This window comes from Candidatus Pantoea multigeneris (genome assembly GCF_011752615.1).
GTDB classification, from domain to species: Bacteria; Pseudomonadota; Gammaproteobacteria; order Enterobacterales; family Enterobacteriaceae; genus Pantoea; species Pantoea multigeneris.
On the sequence record NZ_VWXF01000004.1, the window covers coordinates 399,933 to 418,101 of the forward strand.

Here is an 18,169-nt window from a genome sequence, read left to right on the forward strand (position 1 = left end):
CTTTCACCAGGCTTCAACGGCTGTCATTGTAAAAATGGCACAGCAACTGCCACAAATAACTGGCGGCAGGGGTAAAGCGATGGTCAGCGCTGCGCAGCAGATGGCACTGACTTTCACGCGCAATCCGGTTGTCTATAGGCACCGCAACTAGCTCCCCCTGTAATAGCGAAGGTTTCACGGCCTGCGCCGTCATGAATGCGACGCCAAGTCCCGCCTGGCTCAGCGCGATAGCGCTGGAAAATAAATTACAGCTGTAGGCCGGGTTGAACAAAATATCTTCACTGTTGAAAATGGCGTAGATATAACGCTGCAAACCAAAATTGTCGCTCATGCCGATCAGCCGGTGGTTGGCGAGTTCAGCCACACTGACTTTATCCAGAGCCGCAATGGGGTGATCGGGTGTCACTATCGCGCAAATCGGACCACGCGGGTAGCTCTGGCTTTTAAGCCCGGCAGGCCCGGTGGTGCCGAAGCCAACGGCCATATCAACATCGCCACGCGCAATCAGATCCACCGTGGTCTGCATGTCACCCGAAGAGATATCCAGGAACACCGCCGGATAAGCCTGAGAAAAGGTGCGTAAAACTTGCCCTACCACCTCCTCGACCATGCCCTGCCCTATACGCAGGCTGACGCTACCGCCGCGCATATGGCGTAAATCGCGCAGTTGCCCTTCCAGCAGGCGTCGGCGCTGGCTGGTTTGGGCATAATCTTCGGCCAGTAATTTACCGGCTTCGGTTAACACAACATTCCTACCACGCCGCTCCAGTAGCGGTAGCTGCAACATGCGTTCCAGCGCAGAGAGTTGGCGGCTAATCACCGAAGGGTTAACGCCTAGCATATCCGCAGCGCGACGAATTCCACCCTGCTCACCGACTTCATATAAATAACTTATCGATTTTTCCGGATAGTTGCCCAACGTCATACTTTTTGCCTATCTGTTGCCCTGAGAGCAACAATACTACCATTCTGCCCCTCTGTTTCAGCAGTTAAATTCTGCGCATACTGGCTGCTGGACAAAGGCAGGAACATTATAAAATGAAAAATATTACTGATTATTTACAACACCATCGCGATGAAATTTTCGCCGACATTCGCCGTCTGGTCAGTGCTGAATCGCCTTCTGGCGATAAAGCCGCCGTTGATCGCTGTGGTCAGGTCTTGCAGGAGATTTTCCAGCAACGTCTTGGCCTTAGCGCAGTGGTGGACCCCCAGCCGGTTCAGGGGGACCATCTGAAGTTCACCCTCGGGAACAGTGGCCCACAAATCACGCTGCTCGGTCACTTTGATACCGTGTGGGATCATGGCGATCTGGTGATGCGGGAAGAGGACGGCAAACTCTACGGTCCGGGCGTACTGGATATGAAAGCCGGTCTGGTTCAGGCTATTTGGGCAGTGCGCGCGCTGCAACAGCTGCAACTATTGGGCGACAATCGCATCGTCTTCTTGTGTAACAGCGATGAAGAAATTGGCAGCCCCAGCTCACATCAGTGGATTTCCCGTCAGGCCGAGGGGTCTGAATATGTGCTGGTGGTCGAACCGGCCGAAGTCGGCAGTGGCAACCTGAAAGTCGCCCGTAAAGGCTCGGGCCAGTATCAGCTGGCGATTGTGGGTTTGGCCGCTCACGCGGGCAACAATCCCGAAGAGGGGATCAGTGCTGTGCAGGAGATGGCACATCAGGTGCTGTTCTTACATGGCCTGAACGATCCCGCGCGCGGTACCACGGTGAACGTCGGTATCGCCAATGGCGGCAGCCGCACCAACGTCGTTGCTGATCGCGCAGAACTAGGCATTGATACGCGTACCACCAGTGCCGCTGAAGCACAGCGTTTGCATGAAATCATCACGGCTATTCAACCGGTGATGCCTGGCATCAGCCTGACATTAAGCGGAGGGCAGACCCGACCGCCAATGGAACAAACGGCGGCATCACGTCTGTTGCTTGAACGCGCCCAGCAAGTCGCTAACACTCTAGGCTTCAACATTGAGGGCAAAAGCGTTGGCGGTGGCAGTGATGGTAACTTCACCGCCGCCTTGGGTATCGCCACGCTGGATGGCCTGGGCGCAAGCGGCGTCGGGATCCACGCGCGTAATGAGCATATCTACCTGGACGATGTTGTGCCGCGTGCCGCGCTGCTCGCAGGGATCATTCTGGGAGAAAGTGGGGAGGATATGTGTCAGCAATAAATCACCCTGCCGCTCCAACGACCAAAGCCGTAGGTCAAAGCCCCTATCTGCTGCTGTTTGCCATGTTGATCATCGCGGCCATCGCGACCTGGATTATTCCCGCTGGCGCATTTGATTACGTTGCGCGGGAAGGTATTCGTTTTGCGGTCAAAGGCAGCCTGCACGATGTACCCCAGGCCGGTGTCTACCCGCAGGATATCTTTATGGCGATTGTTTCAGGGATGGAGAAGTCAGCCCCAATCATTTTCCTGATCCTGTTTACTGGCGGCGTGCTGGCCGTGGTGGAATCCACTGGCGCTATCGCAACGGCTTTAAATGCCCTGGCGCGCAGTACCCATCTCAGCGATACGCGCATCATTATTATCTTCGCTGCGATCTTTGCCCTGCTGGGGACCACCGGTGCCGTGGTCAATGCTGTAGTGGCATTTGTACCGATTGGGTTGCTGGTAGCGCGCTCGCTCGGGCTGTCGCCGATGTTGGGTGCTTCACTGGTTTATCTCAGCTGTGCCGCTGGTTTCAACGTGGCGGTGCTTGGCCCCACCACCACCGGCCTGACGCAACACCTGGCGCAACTGCCGCTGTTTTCTGGCATGTTGCTGCGTGGGTTAACCTTCCTGCTGTTTATCCTGACGGCCGTGATTTACATGATTTGGGCTTTTCGTCGTAGTCGCCGTGAGGGCAATTTACGACCTAAGCTGGAAGCTTCCGATCCGCAGTTGGCGGTCGTGACACCGCGTCATAAAGTCATTCTACTGACCTGTGTGCTGGCACTGGCCATCTTTATTACCGGTGCAGTGCGGGCACAATGGGGCACCAATGAGATGTCAGCCATGTTTGTCGTGCTGGCGATTGTGGTCGGTTTACTCGGGCGTATGTCAGGCTCGCAAATTGCCAACACCTTCCTGCACGGCTGCTCCGGGCTGGTTAAAGGTGGCTTCATTGTGGGAATGGCAAGTGCGATTTCCGTGGTGCTGCAACAGGGACATATCCTCGATCCGATTGTAGGTTTCTTGTCGGAACTGCTGGCTCCGGTTCCCCCTACGCTGGCGGCGATAGGTATGTTTATTAGCGCGGCACTGATGCACTTCGGCATTTCATCCGGCTCTGGCGAATCAGCCCTGTTGGTACCGATTTTCTCCCCACTGGGTGACAACCTCGGTCTGACACGACAGGTCATGGTACAAACGGTGTTACTGGGGGAAGGTATCGTTAACTGCATCAGCCCAACATCAGGCGTGTTAATGGCAGTGCTGGCGACCGCAGGTGTTTCCTATGGAAAGTGGCTGCGCTTTATTGCTCCGTTGATCGCGGTCTGGTTTGTTATCTGCGTCATCATGCTGGTTATCGGTGTGGCGATTAAGTGGGGACCGTTCTGATTAAAGCCCTGCTTTGCACTCTGCCTTAACGTAAAAAAGGCCCCCTGGAGAATCCAAGGGGCCTTTTTATATCAGAAGGTTACGGTAATGCGTAGGCGATAAGGGAATCACCCACATCCGGCGAGTGAGCCGCTCCGCCTGCGGAGATCACCACATACTCTTTACCAGTGGCCGGTGAACGGTAGATCAGTGGAGTTGCCGTTGCGCCCTGCGGCAGACGCGCTTTCCACACGGTTTTACCGGTGTTCTGATCGATAGCACGCAGGTAGTTGTCCTGGGTGCCCGCGAAGAACAGCAGGCCGGACTGCGTTGCAGTGGGTCCGCCCAGCGTTGGCATGCCGACCGGAATTGGCAGGTGGGTTTTGACGCCCAGTGGGCCGGTGTCTTCCACGGTGCCCGCCGGAACCTGCCATGCAATTTGCTTGGTATTCAGGTTAATCGCCGTCATGGTACCAAACGGAGGGTGCTGACAAGGAACTTGCAGGAACGAAGCAAAGTTATCCATGCGCACACCAACATAAGGCCCGGCAATTTGTGGACGGATCGTCCCTGCCCACTGCGGCACTTCATTCAGTGAGGCTTCCTGACCCTTGGCCTGCTCTTTGGTCTTCAACGCCATCAACATACCGAGACGGATATCGTTAACAAACAGCATCCCGGTTTTTTCATTGATCGTCACACCACCCCAGTTCATACCGCCCATGGTGGCCGGGTATTCCAGGTAGGTTTTCTCGCTGTTCGGCTGATAAATACCGGAGTAAAGCGCAGATTTAAACAGAATGCGGCAGTAGAGCTGATCAAAGGTGGTCATTCCCCACATCTTTTGCTCATTCAGCTTTTCAAGGCCAATGGTTGGCATATCCACCGAGAAAGGCTGAGTCGGTGACAGGCGCTCGTCTTTACCTGCGGGTGAAGTCGGTACTGGGCGCTCTTCCACCTTACTGACGGGCTTACCGGTACGGCGGTCCAGTACAAAGATCTCACCCATTTTGCTGGTCTGAATCAGCGCAGGCACCACTTCACCCTGCTCATTCTTCATGGGGTACATCACCGGCTGAGACGGCAGATCATAATCCCAGATATCATGGTGTACCGTCTGATAAACCCAGTTGGTTTTACCGGTGCTGGCATCAATGGCGATCACCGAGGAGCCGTATTTCTCTTTTGCCGCATTGCGGTCGCCGCCCCAGTAGTCTGGTGGGCCATTACCGGTCGCAACGTAGACCTGATTCAACTGCTTATCAAACGTCGGGATTGCCCACACGTTCGGGGTGCTCAGGGTATATTGCCCCGGCGTGTGATTAAGGCCTTCAATCGCGCCCACGTCCCACGCCCATGCCAGTGAGCCATCACGCACATCATAAGCACGCAGTACGCCTGAAGGCTCATCCAGCGTGACGTCGCGGATCCAGGTACCGAAGACGGTCAGGTGGCCCATGATCACCGGCACACTTGACGGGTGATAGCGGCGGCTGTTGGCGGTATCGCCGATGCCGTTTTGCAGATTAACGATGCCGTTCTGACCGAAGTTTTCACACAGCTGACCGCTGTGCGCATCCAGAGCCAGCAGGCGCGCGTCAACGGTAGTCACGATGATGCGTTGACGACAGATGGCCGCCGTGTAGGCCGCTTTCTGCTCCGCGCTCAGCGAGTCATCCTGGTCGTAGTCGTAATACCCCACGCTACGGCAAGTCACGTGCTCCAGGGTGCGGGCGTGGGGATCAAACTCCCAAATCGCTTTACCCGTGTCCGCGTTCACCGCCGCAATTTTGTTCTCTGGTGTACAGGTGTACAGCACCGCACCAATCTGAATTGGCGTATTTTCGTCAACGCCAATTGCCGGACCAGTAAGGCGGCGACCGGTGTGGTAAGTCCAGGCGACTTTCAGTTGATTAACGTTTTCTGGGGTGATCTGGTTCAGTGGCACATAGCGTGTGCCGCTGGCGCTACGGCTGATAAAGCGCCAGTCCTGGTCCGCGTTGGACGCTTCTTCGGTTGGCACGTTCAGGTCGGTGCTGGTGGCAGCCGGTGCGTTATGAATTTCACCGTGTGGGAAGAAGGCCGCAATCAGCGTTGCAATCAGTGCCACAAAGACGCCGCCTGCCCCCAGGCCCGCCCAACGGCGGCATGCCGGTGCAGCGTTTTTTTGCGTCGCGGGGATTAACAAACTGAGCAGGAACAGCAGCGCTGGCACCACCAGGCGCGGCAGCAGATCCCAGTAAATAAGCGCCTTCACTTCATACAGTGACCAAATAACGGTCAGTACAAAGACAGCAGTAGAGAGCGTTGCCGCACGGGCATTTTTACGCAGAAAAAGAATGGCCAAAATAATGTAAGCCACACCCGCCAGCAGATAATACCAGGAGCCGCCAAGCGAAATAAGCTTAACGCCGCCGTAAGCCATAATCGCGCCGGATACCAGCGCCAATATAAAAAATATCACTCTGATTGTTGTATTAAGTGCAGAACTTTTGCCTGCCCCAGATGGATCACTGACCATGATATCTCCATGTGTAACATCATGAAAAGCATGAAAGAAAGGAGTGCAAAAAGTTACACAGTTGTTACATTGGTGTCAATAAATGTAAATTTCGGTCAGGTTATATATCGCACCGCGTGATAATACCGGCAAAGAATATTTTCAAAATGGACGTAAAAAGGGATGAGATATTTACTTTTTAAATAACATTACCTTAAAGAAAAATATCGCGTTTAAAGCATGAATAAATGCAGGGAAATATCACCGAGCGAGAAACGCTAAATGATTAGCAAAGAAATTAAACCGCGTTTAAGTGCGGTTTAATTTAGCCAAAATATGTGACGTGGATCTCATTTTCTTGAGGGTTTATCACCAGGGCAGCTCTTCTTCCAGCTCAGGTAAAGCCGATGCCGGTAGCGTTATTGTAAAGCTGGCTCCTCCTTCAGGCCGGTTAGCCGCCACGATCGTCCCTTTATGCAGCGTGACAATCGCCTTGCACAGCGCCAGTCCCATGCCGACACCGGGTACGGAAGATTCATGCTGACCCCGTGCGAATTTTTCAAACAGCTGCTGTTCACGGCCTGGTGGCAGACCAGGGCCTTGATCCCACACCGTCAGCTTAATCTCTTCGCCAGATCGCCAGGCGCGAATGCCAATCGGCTTACCCTCATGACCGGCATATTTGACTGCATTCTCCAGCAAATTCACCACCACCCGTTCCAGTAGTGGGCCATCCCCCTGCACTAACAGGGTTTCTGGCGGGAGATCCAGTTGAACCTGGCCTCTGGGCAGCAGCATCTCCAGCGATTTCAATGCGCTTCCCACCACCTCCTCCAGTGAAACCCAGTCACTTTGCGGACGGAAGCCATCCGCTTCAATACGTGCCATATCCAGCATGTTATTCACCAGACGAATAGTGCTCAGCGTCTGCATCCGCATTTCACTGGCCTGAGGAGCATATTTTGATCCTTCGCTGGAGAGATCCAACGTCAGGATTTCAGCCTGGCCAAACAGCACCGTTAACGGCGTGCGCAGATCGTGTGACAGCCCCGCCAGCAGTGAATTACGCAGCTCTTCCCGCTCTGCCGTCAGGCGAGACACCTGCTCGCGCCGGGTGAGTACCAGTCGGTCCAGTGCGCCTGCAATCTGAATCACAAAGGTATTTAACAGCCGTTGCTGCTCGGGGATGAGTAAATTGCGCAGATTCTCCGGCTCAATAATCAACAGGCCATGCTGATGATGGGAGGAGAACAGCGGCAGAATTTTATAGGGCACGCCGGGCAGCGTATCCGTTCCTGCCCCGGCCACCTGACCATTCTCAAAACTCCAGCGCGTGATGGCGGCATCCGGGACGGTGATCAGGCTGCGCGTGACCGGCGGTTGCAGCACACCGTGCTCATCAGGTAGCCAGATTTCACAGCGCGCAAACAACGCATTGCTCACCACTCGCTGGCAAACATCAGCAATGTCACTGGTTTTACGCACCCGGCTCAGTCCGGCGGTCAACTCATACAAGTATTGGGCGCGTTGCTCACGATAGCGTGCTACACGAGCCTGGTAGCGCATGCCTGCGGTGAGATTCCCGGTGATCACCCCCACCACCAGCATCACGCTAAATGTCACCAGATACTGCGCATCGCTGACGGCGAATGTCCCCTCCGGCGCGACAAAAAACAGGTCAAACGCCACGATATTGAGTAATGAGGCGACCACCGAAGGCAAGCGACCAAAGCCCATCGCGATCAACACCACGCCAAGCAGATAGATCATCACCAGATTGATCGGCGAAAAGTCTGGCAGCACGGTTTTACATAACAGCGTAATCAGTGCGCACAACGCGGCCGCAGCCAGAGAGCCTTGCAATTTCTGTCGGACTTTCTCACTGTTAGGTCGGCTTTCACTGGCACGTTGCGTCTTAACTGCAAGATCGTCCAGCGCCACCACCATCAGATCCAGATCCGGGCCAAGGCGACTCAGCCGGTTGGCAAAACGATGCCCGGCACGCCAGCGACGACTGGCGGGACGACCCACAATAATTTTTCCCAGGTTATGTTCGCGCGCGTAGCGCAGTGCCGCTTCTGCTTCATCGGGATCGGCCAGAGTGGCGGTTTCAGCCCCCAGATCCTGAGCCAGCTGTAGGGTTCGCAAGGTCTGGCGACGCTGTGCTTCGCCACGGCGATAGAGTGAAGGTGTTTCAATGGTGATGGCATGCCATTCACTGCCCAGCCTTGCCGCCAGTCGCGCCGCGATGCGTACCAGCTTTTCGCTGCCGGTGCCGCTACCAATACAGAGCAAAATCGCATCACGGGTGTGCCAGACCTTCTCTTCCCGTCCACTGGCATCGCGCCAGGCGCGAATTTGATCGTCAACCCGGTCAGCGGTACGTCGCAACGCCAGCTCACGCAGGGCAAACAGATTGCCTTTGCGGAAGAAGTTTTCAATCGCGCGTTCTGCACGATCGCCCACATAGACTTTGCCCTCTTTTAAACGCTGGCGCAGGTCGTCTGGCGGTAAATCTACCAGCACCACTTCATCTGCGGCATCAAAGAAGGGATCGGGCACGGTTTCCCGCACCCGAATTCCGGTTACGCCGCTGACCACATCGTTCAGGCTCTCCAGATGCTGCACGTTAACGGTGGTCAGCACATCAATGCCCGCATTGAGCAGCTCTTCAATATCCTGCCAACGTTTGGGATGACGGGCACCGCGCAGATTGGAGTGCGCCAGTTCATCCATCAGAATGACGGCGGGATGCCGCGCCAGTGCCGCATCCAGATCAAATTCCTGATGATGGCTCCGGCTACTGGCTTTACGCGGCAAGAGTTCTAACCCTTCGACCAGGGCCGCCGTATCCTGACGGCCATGTGTCTCCACGACCCCGACCAGAACGTCCAACCCCTGCGCCCGTAAGCGCCGTGCCTCCTGCAACATCGACCAGGTTTTACCGACACCCGCACACGCGCCGAAGTAAATTTTCAATTTCCCCCGGCCTTCTGAATCAGCCTGCGCTAACAGGCGATCAGGATCGGGACGTAGTGGTTCATCAGTCATTGCTGTTCTCAGGGTTGAGTTAATGCATCCAGGGCCATATTGAGTTGCAGCACATTGACCACAGGCTCACCCAGAAAATATAACAGCGGACGTTGCGTGTTGGCTTCAATCAATTCACGCACCTGCTGTTCGGGCAGATGGCGCGCCTGTGCCACGCGGGGTAATTGCCACAGCGCAGCCTCCGGTGAGAGGTGTGGATCCAGGCCGCTGGCTGAAGCCGTCACGAGCTCAACCGGCACGGTAGCGCTGGCTTGCGGATTCGCCTGGCGCAATGCCGCAACGCGCTGGCTGATCGCCTGGTCGAGGGCCGGGTTGCTCACCGCCAGGTTGCTGCCGGAGGAGGCTAATCCGTTGTAGGGCTTGTCTCCCGTGGCGGAGGGGCGCCCGTGGAAGTAGCCCGCAGCGGTAAAATCTTGCCCAATCAAACTCGAACCGCGCAGCTCCCCTTTAACCGCTAACAGGGAGCCATTAGCCGATTGCGGAAACCACCACTGCGCCAGTCCGGTGGTTAACAGCGGATAAGCGCCGCCCAGCACCAGCGTCAGCAAAATAAACAGTGAAATAGCCGGTCTAAACAGTTGCATGACGTTACTCCTTACACCAGACCCAGCAGGGTCAGCAAAATGTCGATCACCTTAATGCCAATAAACGGCACCACTAATCCGCCGACACCATAGAGCCACAGATTGCGGCGCAGCAACGCCGCCGCGGGCATCGGGCGATAGCTCACGCCTTTCAGGGCGAGCGGGATCAGCAGCACGATGATCAGCGCATTGAAAATCACCGCTGACAGAATCGCCGAGGTAGGCGAATGCAGGTGCATCACATTCAGCGTATTTAATTGCGGATACGTCACCGCAAAGGCCGCCGGGATGATGGCAAAATACTTCGCCACATCGTTAGCGATACTAAAGGTAGTGAGCGAGCCCCGCGTCATCAGCATCTGCTTGCCGATGTGTACGACTTCCAGCAATTTCGTCGGGTTGGAGTCGAGATCGACCATGTTCCCGGCCTCTTTAGCTGCCTGGGTTCCTGAGTTCATCGCCACGGCGACATCCGCCTGCGCCAACGCTGGGGCATCGTTGGTGCCATCGCCGGTCATCGCCACCATCCGACCTTCCGCCTGATACTGTCGGATCAACGCCAGTTTGGCTTCCGGGGTCGCTTCGGATAAGAAGTCATCAACCCCCGCCTCAGCGGCAATGGCGGCGGCGGTTAGCGGGTTGTCACCGGTGACCATCACCGTTTTAATCCCCATTTTGCGCAGCTCAGCAAAGCGCTCTTTGATGCCGCCTTTGACAATATCCTTCAGGGCGACCACGCCCATCACCGTATTGCCTTCCGCCACCACCAGCGGCGTTTCGCCTTTACGTGCGACGCGACTCACCAGGTCATCCACTTCGCCTGGGAAGATGCCCCCGTTGCTTTCCACATGACGGCGTATGGCATCCACGGCGCCCTTGCGTAACATTTGCGCCCCGACGTTAACGCCACTCATGCGTGTCTGTGCGGTGAACGGGATAAAAGTGGCATTCAGGCTTTGCAGATCGCGCTCGCGCAGGTTGAACTTCTGCTTCGCCAACACCACGATGCTGCGCCCTTCCGGTGTCTCATCGGCGAGGGAAGCCAGCTGTGCAGCATTTGCCAGCGCCTGTTCCTCCACGTTGCGTACAGGGAGAAATTCACTCGCCTGGCGATTGCCCAGCGTAATGGTGCCGGTTTTATCCATCAGCAGCACATCGACGTCACCCGCTGCTTCTACGGCGCGCCCACTGGTGGCAATCACATTGGCACCCAGCATACGGCTCATGCCTGCAATACCGATGGCCGAGAGCAAAGCACCGATGGTGGTAGGAATCAGACAGACCAGCAACGCCACCAGTACCGTAATGCTGACGGCGGTGCCGCCCCAGGCTGAGAAAGGCCACAAGGTCGCGGTTGCCAGCAAGAAGACGATAGTCAGCGACACCAGCAGAATGTTCAGTGCAATCTCGTTGGGGGTTTTCCGGCGCTGAGCGCCCTCCACCATCGCGATCATCCGGTCCAGGAAGGTTTCGCCGGGGTTGACGCTGCACTGGATCACCAGCCAGTCAGACAAAATGCGCGTACCGCCCGTGACCGAAGCAAAATCCCCGCCGGATTCGCGAATCACCGGGGCAGACTCACCGGTAATGGCGCTTTCATCAACCGAAGCCCCTCCCGCCAGCACTTCCCCGTCACAGGGAATAATGTCCCCGGCTTCAACCAGCACATAGTCGCCTTTGCGCAGCGCGTCTGCTGCCACTTTTTCCGCTGTGGCATCACGCTCTGGTGATGCCAGTTTCTTCGCCCAACTGGTGCGCTTGATGCCTTTCAGGCTCTCCGCCTGCGCTTTGCTTCTCCCTTCCGCCAGTGCTTCCGCAAAGTTGGCAAACAGCACGGTGAACCACAGCCACGCGGAGATCGCCGCAGTAAAGCCGGTTTGACCCTGTGCTGAACCCGGCAACACACCAACCGCCAGCAAGGTGGTCAAAATGCTGCCCAGATACACCACAAACATCACAGGATTACGATACTGGACGCGAGGATCGAGTTTTGTGAATGCGCCGATCAGCGCCAGACGCCAGATACCCCGTGAGGAAACCTGTTGATTACGCATTATCATCTTCTCCGCCATTACTGCCCCAGCAACTGTAAATGTTCGATCACCGGGCCAAGCGCCAGCGAAGGAATAAAGGTCAACGCGCCGACCAGAACCACGGTGCCGATAATCAACGCGACAAACAGCGCGCCGTGCGTCGGTAATGTTCCCGGGCTGGCGGGCTGAGATTTACGAGCCGCCAGCGAACCGGCCATCATCAGCAGCGGGACAAACGGTGCGAAACGGCCCAGTAACATGGCCACCGCCAGCAGCAGATTCCAGAACGGGGTATTGGCAGAAAGTCCGCCAAACGCACTGCCGTTGTTGTTGGCCGCTGACGATACGGCGTACAACACTTCACTAAAGCCGTGAGGGCCGGGATTTGCCATTGCACTGCGCCCTGCTTCCGTCAGCATCGCTAACGCCGTGCCGAGTAGCACCAGTGCTGGCGTGATCAGAATGTAGATCGCCGCCATTTTCATCTCCGGCACGCCAATTTTTTTACCGAGATATTCCGGCGTGCGGCCAATCATCAGGCCGGAAATAAACACCGCCAGCACCACACTCATCAACATGCCATACAGGCCCGATCCGACACCGCCAAATACCACTTCGCCTAGCTGCATCAGCCAGAGTGGGATCATGCCGCCTAACGCCGTGAATGAATCATGCATGGCATTCACCGCACCACAGGAGGCCGCCGTGGTAATCACCGCAAACAGGCTGGAATTCAGCAGGCCAAAGCGCGCCTCTTTCCCTTCCCAGTTCATCGCCGAATCGGCTCCTAAAGGCATCAGGTGCGGGTTGCCCTGCACTTCGGCATACATCACCACCACCGCCGCCAGCAGGAACATGATGCTCATCGCCCACAGGATGGTGTTGCCCTGACGACGGTCACGCACCAGATTGCCGAAGGTAAAGCACAGCGCCGCCGGGATCAGGAAAATTGCCAACATTTCAACGAAGTTGGTCAGTGCCGTTGGGTTTTCAAAAGGATGCGCCGAGTTAGCGTTAAACAGCCCACCTCCGTTAGTGCCGAGCATTTTAATCGCTTCCTGCGAAGCCACTGGCCCCATCGGCAAGGTCTGTTGCACCCCCTCCAGCGTTTTCACCGCCACGTAGGGATTGAGGTTTTGAATCACGCCCTGGCTGACTAAAAATAGCGCCATCAGCAGCGACAAGGGCAGCAACAGGTAGAGATTGATGCGGGTTAAGTCTCGCCAGGCATTACCGAGATTTGTGGTTGAACGGCGGGCAAAGCCGCGCATCAACGCAAATAGCACCGCAATACCGGTGGCGGCAGAGAGGAAGTTCTGCACCGCCAGCCCCACCATTTCACTGAAATAGCTGATGGTGGTTTCACCGGAGTATGACTGCCAGTTGGTATTGGAAACAAAACTGATGGCGGTGTTTATCGCCAGATGCCAGCTTAGACCCGGCAGATGTTGCGGGTTAAGCGGCAAGTTATCCTGGTACAACAGCACCACCAGCAGCACCAGTAATCCCAGCAGGTTAAACAGCAGAATAGCGAGCAGGTAGTGCCGCCAGTTCATCTCCTGGTCCTGCACACCACAGCTACGCCAGATCAGGCGCTCAAGCCCGTTCAGGCCGGTGACACTGCGGTCCGCTGCCAGGGTGGTGATAAAATCCCCCAGCGGTTTTGCCAGCAGCAACAGCACGGCCATAAAACAGGCCAACAGTAAAAATGCTTCAGCGGCCATCAGAACGCCTCCGCCCGGAACAGGGCATAGAACAGATAACCCAGTAACAAAAACACCAGCACAATGCCGGCGATTAATCCTGCGCTCACGATCCACTCTCCATGGGTTTGAAATATATTAAGAGAGTAGAAAAATAAATATAAAATTGTCGTCAATATTGATCGTCGCGGTATATAAAAAGTATAAAGATGAAAAAACAGACAGATGAATAAATACGCAGCGTGGGTTTTTATCTTTATTTAAAAAATATTCGCTGTTCCAATGTGCGCGAGACATTTTCCCGAATTGGGTGGTGACGTATTGCCTGACCTGGGGTGTGATTTCGCCAGATAACCTGTATAGTCTTCTTTTTTACATGGATGAAAAAATGAACATAAAATCAACAGCTTTAACAATCCTTATTCCCTTGTTACTCACTGCGTGTGCACCGAAAACCAGCGTGGAGCGCAATGCCAGTCACGTAGCCCAACAAATCGCCCAGTTGAACTTTGACCCTAACATGCGCTCACTCACGGCGGATAATACGCAGCGCGCCACCGTTTTCCTTCAGCAGTTTTATGATTTGGGCAAAAAAGATCATGCCCAGGGGATTACGCCTGCGCAAGCACAGGAGCGGGTAAATAGCTTTCGCAGCATAGATGCTTTCGCTGCCGCCTCTCAGGGCAGTACTTTCGTCAGCCATAAATATGAAGCCGAACAGCCTAAGAAACAGGCTGAGCTGATGCTGAACGCCGCGACGACCACTTACTGGGATGGATACAACGGCAAACCTTAGGAAATGATGCTTTAGCCAGCGTCTTTGGGGGATGCTGGCTAAATGCGATGAGGTGGAGCAAGCGCTGATGTGCGGATATCAGAGATAACACCCACCTTCCCGTCACGCTTTTGAGCTAGTCATTCAGGCGTTAAAGGGTTAAGTTTAGAGTAATTTCAAAGGAATATGAGGTTATCATGCTGGATATCACGCATTTTGGACTGTTCGTCTTTTCCGTTTTTCTCCTTTCTGTCACCCCTGGACCTGATATGGCCTACGTCATTGGGCAGAGCGTGGCGAATGGCCGTCGTGCCGGTATAGTCTCGGCGTTGGGTGTGGCTTTAGGGAGCTGCACTCACGCAGTTGCCAGCACTTTAGGGCTGACGGCGCTGATCCTCGCCTCTCCGGTGATGTTTACTCTGATTAAATATATGGGTGCCGCCTATCTGATCTATTTAGGCGGAAAAATGCTTTTTGAAAGCTTTAAAAGAAAACAAGCGGGAGAAGAGTCTCAACCGCAAAGTACGAAAAAGAGCAGTGCTTATAGTCTGTTATCAAGAGGCTTTATTACTACCTTGACCAATCCAAAGGTCCTGCTTTTCTTTGTTTCATTTTTCCCGCAGTTTGTCACACCAGAAGGCGATCAACATGCCGTCTCATTTCTGCTGCTAGGGCTCACCTATGCATTGGTCGCCTTCCTGACCGATATGACCTTTGCCGTTTTAGCTGGTAGCGCGGCGGGTAGTCTTTCCGGCAACCGAAAACTGCAAAACGTACTGGATCGGATTGTAGGAACTACGTTCATTGCGTTGGGTATCAGACTGGCCTTAACCCGCCGATAGGAGGGATAATAGCTGCCGATTGCTATTGGTTGACTTGCTTTAGGTTTCTCATTATCACCAAAAAAAATAGAATTAACTTCAACCTTAATACCTATTTTATGGTATGGATGCAGATGCTGAGGACAAACAGGAAGATAGTAAGACTACACACAGTGATGGCACAAAGATAAGCATCTGGCTAATTATATTAGGGTGAAATAAGAACAATCCTAAAATACATACTATTTTCAACATAACCGAATGAAAATATGCTTAAATGCAACCTCATTTAGAAATGATTTCCATTGGTTGTAAACAAGGCTTGAAGTTGAATCTCACTTGCAGATAGACTTGGCCTTCGCATGATCTTCATTAATAGTCTGGGCTTAAGCTATTTTGCAGATTCAAAGGTGGTTTTTGAGCCAGGATAATGTCAGGGACTGAATTGCACTGCAAATCCCAGTGTGAAAAGTCATAATTTAGTACACATGGATAGAGGATAGTTAATGACTTGGGTATATCATCAAAGCGACGGCCTTCTTACGAAAGATGGGATTTCCATAAGCTATGGCTATGCGGGAAAAGGGAAAGGTAAGTTTAAGACAAATATGGAGAGTGTACCAAACACAGGCCCACTCCCAAGAGGGCGTTACACCATAATTGGCCACCCTTTCCATCATCCCCACACTGGCGCTTACTAATTAAGACTCCAACCTGACGCCCATAATAAAATGTTTGGACGTGCGGGGTTTTTAATTCACGGCGATAGCAACGTTCATCCTGGTGAGGCTTCTGATGGTTGCATTGTTCTCGGAATTTTGATCAGGCAAAGAATATGGAATAGCGGTGACAGAATTATTGAGGTTGTAAAATGATGAAAATTAAAATCTCAGCATTATTTTTAGTGCTGCTTCCCGTCATTGCAAGCGCTAAGGTTGTACCACAGGATTGTGTTGCATGGCCGATGAATATCACGGAAGGATGGTTAAAACGCTCTGGTATCATTGATATTTCAGATCTTGATGAGCCGAAGACAGAAGTGAAGCTCCTTGCCTCACAGAAAAAGGCGCATAATCTGCATACGAATATCTACAGATTTGTTTTCCATGCTAAGGATGGACGTAAATTTGAGGTGATTACGCAAAATGATGCCTCAGATGAAGAGTGTTCTATGAGCGAAGTGAATAGCTATCTTGTCTCTAAAAGCACAATAAATTATTGATGTTATTTAATGTCCATGGAGTAATGGCATCCATGGACATTACTCCATTGTGCAATTTCTGGGACGTTGCAATTGCTAGCCTACATCTCACATCACCTTTGACAACGCATCTTCCATAAGTTGTCCGAGCATTAGCTGTGCCCCGTGAATAGCGTCATTTCCTACCCCCTGCTCCAGAGTGATGCCCAGATTACCCGGAGATGGCAATACCGCTCCCGCAACATGCAAGTTACCGGGCATTCCGATACGTGTACGCAAAGTGATGCCCAGTCCCGCCTTTACTGCGGCCCAGATGCCGCTGAGGCTTTGGCTGACAAAGACCACCTGCCAGGGGATATTTGCGCGATCCAGGCACTCAATGGCGCGGGAACGCATCAGGCAGGGGCTTTCAAGCATCACCAGTGGCAGAGGCAGCCCCTGCGCCAGCAGGGTTGTAATATCCAGTTTTGGATGCATTATCCACTCTAACTTGCACTGCCCCATCGGTTTACCGCCCCGCTGCACATGCTCCGGTTGCCACAACAGCGCCATATCCAGTTCGTTGTCATAGATCGCATTGAGCAATCCCCGGTTGCGATCGACACGGGCCAGAATACGCATCCCCGGATGATGGCGTTTAAACTCCCCCAGAATGCCTGGCATCAGTGATTCGCCAAAATCTTCCTGCATACCAATACGGATTTCCCCCTGCATCAGTTTGCCATTCAGGGCAAGCAGCGCTTCATCATTCAGCGCTAAGAGCCGACGAGCATACCCCATAATGATCTCGCCATTATGGGTCAACGCCAGATGGCGACCATTCCTCACAACCAGTTCGACGCCACACTGCTGCTCCAGTTTTTTGAGTTGTGCGCTCACTGCGGAGGTAGAACGACAGAGACGGCTGGCAGCCTGCGCAAAGCTGCCGCATTCAATGCCTGTTACGAAACTGCGTAACGCATCGAGATCGAGCGTCGAAGGAATTTTGTTCATCATAATCCTGAAATTCGGGATGATTGATATTGATTAATTCAATTTTCAGGATCTGAATATCGCGCCAGAATGACGCCACTGTCAATACGGAGTCACCATGATGACGAAATTACTCAATCGCGAATCTCTGGCGCTTGTCGCCCCCAAACTGGCTGAGCTGACCCAGAACGTGCTGTTCAACGATATCTGGCAACGTGACGCCCTTTCCCCACGCGAACGTAGCTTAATTACGTTGGCAGCACTGACGGCACTGGGTCGGGTACAACAGCTGCCCTGGCATGTTCAGTTCGCGCAACAGAATGGCCTTACTCGTGAAGAGATGGTGGAAGCTTTCACCCATTTAGCTTTTTACACGGGCTGGCCCGCCGCGGTGTCTGCCCTCGAATGTCTGGAAGAGGAGCAACGCTGATGCCATTCACCCGTATTACGCTGCGCCGGGGCTTTAGCGACCCGCAAATCCGGCAGATTTCGGACATTTTGCAACAGACCCTTGAGGACGAATTTGCCGTCCCTTCCCACGATCGCTTTCAGGTTTTCGAAACGCTGCCTGACCATCAACGCGTGTTTGATCGCCACTATAAAAGCGGCGGGCGCAGCGATAATTTCATGCAGTTTCATATCATCGCCGGTAGACCTCGCACGCTGGAGCAGAAGGCGAATCTCTGCCGTACGTTAAGCAGCCGACTGCAAGCCGCGCTCGATATCAGTCCGAATGATGTGATGGTGATTATTCAATTCAATACCGCCGATGAATGGAGTTTCAGCAACGGACGTTTGCTCTCCGAGGAGGATTTATGATTGTGATGCAATACCGATTCACCCTGCCCGCGAATTACGACTTGACATCCTCCCCCACCTTCACGCTACGCGACTCAGGTGGGGGATTCCCGTTTACAGGGTGGCTACCTGATTACTCAGTCGCCGGGTTCCTGCTGCTGACGGCCTTAAGGCACCGTTCACTTCACA

15 protein-coding genes are annotated in these 18,169 nt (G+C 53.9%); 7 read left to right on the forward strand and 8 right to left on the reverse strand.

The features are described from left to right. Positions 1-13 precede the first annotated feature (13 nt). Positions 14-925, reverse strand: coding sequence for a LysR family transcriptional regulator (locus F3J40_RS12670; protein ID WP_167015110.1), 912 nt, complete (start codon positions 923-925; stop codon positions 14-16). Between the two features lie 113 nt (positions 926-1,038). Between F3J40_RS12670 and F3J40_RS12675 the strand changes: the two genes are divergently transcribed. Both F3J40_RS12675 and F3J40_RS12680 read left to right on the forward strand, forming a co-directional pair. Next, the gene (locus F3J40_RS12675; RefSeq protein WP_167015112.1) at positions 1,039-2,187 is read left to right on the forward strand and encodes a M20 family metallopeptidase; all 1,149 of its coding nucleotides are present in this window, start codon (positions 1,039-1,041) and stop codon (positions 2,185-2,187) included. After that, entirely contained in the window at positions 2,175-3,563 is a 1,389-nt protein-coding gene (locus F3J40_RS12680) for a Na+/H+ antiporter NhaC family protein (RefSeq protein WP_167015114.1), read from the forward strand. Before F3J40_RS12675 ends, F3J40_RS12680 begins: the two co-directional genes overlap by 13 nt. A 79-nt stretch (positions 3,564-3,642) precedes the next feature. Here the strand turns inward: F3J40_RS12680 and F3J40_RS12685 are convergent, their stop codons facing one another. From F3J40_RS12685 to kdpF, 6 genes are all read right to left on the reverse strand, one after another. Beyond that, on the reverse strand, positions 3,643-6,063 hold the full coding sequence (locus F3J40_RS12685; protein WP_167015116.1) for a membrane-bound PQQ-dependent dehydrogenase, glucose/quinate/shikimate family: 2,421 nt from the start codon (positions 6,061-6,063) through the stop codon (positions 3,643-3,645). Between the two features lie 348 nt (positions 6,064-6,411). Next, positions 6,412-9,093, reverse strand: a complete 2,682-nt coding sequence (gene kdpD / locus F3J40_RS12690) for a two-component system sensor histidine kinase KdpD (RefSeq protein ID WP_167015118.1) — start codon at positions 9,091-9,093, stop codon at positions 6,412-6,414. An 8-nt stretch (positions 9,094-9,101) separates the two neighbouring features. Beyond that, complete coding sequence (gene kdpC, locus F3J40_RS12695) at positions 9,102-9,677, reverse strand: potassium-transporting ATPase subunit KdpC (protein WP_167015120.1); 576 nt, start codon at positions 9,675-9,677, stop codon at positions 9,102-9,104. Between the two features lie 11 nt (positions 9,678-9,688). Then, complete coding sequence (kdpB, locus tag F3J40_RS12700) at positions 9,689-11,737, reverse strand: potassium-transporting ATPase subunit KdpB (RefSeq protein WP_370659863.1); 2,049 nt, start codon at positions 11,735-11,737, stop codon at positions 9,689-9,691. 11 nt (positions 11,738-11,748) lie between these two features. After that, positions 11,749-13,434 carry a potassium-transporting ATPase subunit KdpA gene (gene kdpA / locus F3J40_RS12705; protein ID WP_167015124.1) on the reverse strand — a complete coding sequence of 562 codons (1,686 nt, stop codon included), beginning with the start codon at positions 13,432-13,434 and terminating at the stop codon, positions 11,749-11,751. Continuing rightward, the gene (gene kdpF, locus F3J40_RS25195; RefSeq protein WP_017346630.1) at positions 13,434-13,523 is read right to left on the reverse strand and encodes a K(+)-transporting ATPase subunit F; all 90 of its coding nucleotides are present in this window, start codon (positions 13,521-13,523) and stop codon (positions 13,434-13,436) included. Before kdpF ends, kdpA begins: the two co-directional genes overlap by 1 nt. A 227-nt stretch (positions 13,524-13,750) precedes the next feature. Between kdpF and F3J40_RS12715 the strand changes: the two genes are divergently transcribed. From F3J40_RS12715 to F3J40_RS12725, 3 genes are all read left to right on the forward strand, one after another. Then, positions 13,751-14,209 (forward strand): Exc2 family lipoprotein, encoded by a 459-nt coding sequence (locus F3J40_RS12715; protein ID WP_167015126.1) that lies wholly within the window; start codon positions 13,751-13,753, stop codon positions 14,207-14,209. Positions 14,210-14,385: 176 nt separating this feature from the next. After that, positions 14,386-15,030, forward strand: a complete 645-nt coding sequence (locus tag F3J40_RS12720; protein ID WP_167015128.1) for a LysE family translocator — start codon at positions 14,386-14,388, stop codon at positions 15,028-15,030. 850 nt (positions 15,031-15,880) lie between these two features. Continuing rightward, entirely contained in the window at positions 15,881-16,231 is a 351-nt protein-coding gene (locus tag F3J40_RS12725) for a hypothetical protein (RefSeq protein WP_167015130.1), read from the forward strand. An 87-nt stretch (positions 16,232-16,318) separates the two neighbouring features. On the opposite strand, the gene F3J40_RS12730 is transcribed toward F3J40_RS12725, so the two are convergent. Then, entirely contained in the window at positions 16,319-17,203 is an 885-nt protein-coding gene (locus F3J40_RS12730) for a LysR substrate-binding domain-containing protein (RefSeq protein ID WP_167015175.1), read from the reverse strand. Positions 17,204-17,303: 100 nt separating this feature from the next. Here F3J40_RS12730 and F3J40_RS12735 point away from each other — a divergent pair, with 100 nt between their 5' ends. Further along, on the forward strand, positions 17,304-17,612 hold the full coding sequence (locus F3J40_RS12735; protein ID WP_167015177.1) for a carboxymuconolactone decarboxylase family protein: 309 nt from the start codon (positions 17,304-17,306) through the stop codon (positions 17,610-17,612). Continuing rightward, the gene (locus F3J40_RS12740; RefSeq protein WP_167015132.1) at positions 17,612-18,001 is read left to right on the forward strand and encodes a tautomerase family protein; all 390 of its coding nucleotides are present in this window, start codon (positions 17,612-17,614) and stop codon (positions 17,999-18,001) included. The genes F3J40_RS12735 and F3J40_RS12740 overlap by 1 nt, the downstream gene beginning before the upstream one ends. Positions 18,002-18,169: the final 168 nt, after the last annotated feature.

Excerpts from the sequence above, each read along its gene's own strand:
- F3J40_RS12675 (WP_167015112.1), top strand. The coding sequence starts at position 1,039 with ATGAAAAATATTACTGATTATTTACAACACCATCGCGATGAAATTTTC.
- kdpB (WP_370659863.1), bottom strand. The coding sequence starts at position 11,737 with ATGATAATGCGTAATCAACAGGTTTCCTCACGGGGTATCTGGCGTCTG.
- kdpD (WP_167015118.1), bottom strand. The coding sequence starts at position 9,093 with ATGACTGATGAACCACTACGTCCCGATCCTGATCGCCTGTTAGCGCAG.
- kdpC (WP_167015120.1), bottom strand. The coding sequence starts at position 9,677 with ATGCAACTGTTTAGACCGGCTATTTCACTGTTTATTTTGCTGACGCTG.
- F3J40_RS12725 (WP_167015130.1), top strand. The coding sequence starts at position 15,881 with ATGATGAAAATTAAAATCTCAGCATTATTTTTAGTGCTGCTTCCCGTC.
- F3J40_RS12720 (WP_167015128.1), top strand. The coding sequence starts at position 14,386 with ATGCTGGATATCACGCATTTTGGACTGTTCGTCTTTTCCGTTTTTCTC.
- F3J40_RS12730 (WP_167015175.1), bottom strand. The coding sequence starts at position 17,203 with ATGAACAAAATTCCTTCGACGCTCGATCTCGATGCGTTACGCAGTTTC.
- F3J40_RS12670 (WP_167015110.1), bottom strand. The coding sequence starts at position 925 with ATGACGTTGGGCAACTATCCGGAAAAATCGATAAGTTATTTATATGAA.
- F3J40_RS12685 (WP_167015116.1), bottom strand. The coding sequence starts at position 6,063 with ATGGTCAGTGATCCATCTGGGGCAGGCAAAAGTTCTGCACTTAATACA.
- F3J40_RS12740 (WP_167015132.1), top strand. The coding sequence starts at position 17,612 with ATGCCATTCACCCGTATTACGCTGCGCCGGGGCTTTAGCGACCCGCAA.
- F3J40_RS12735 (WP_167015177.1), top strand. The coding sequence starts at position 17,304 with ATGACGAAATTACTCAATCGCGAATCTCTGGCGCTTGTCGCCCCCAAA.
- kdpA (WP_167015124.1), bottom strand. The coding sequence starts at position 13,434 with ATGGCCGCTGAAGCATTTTTACTGTTGGCCTGTTTTATGGCCGTGCTG.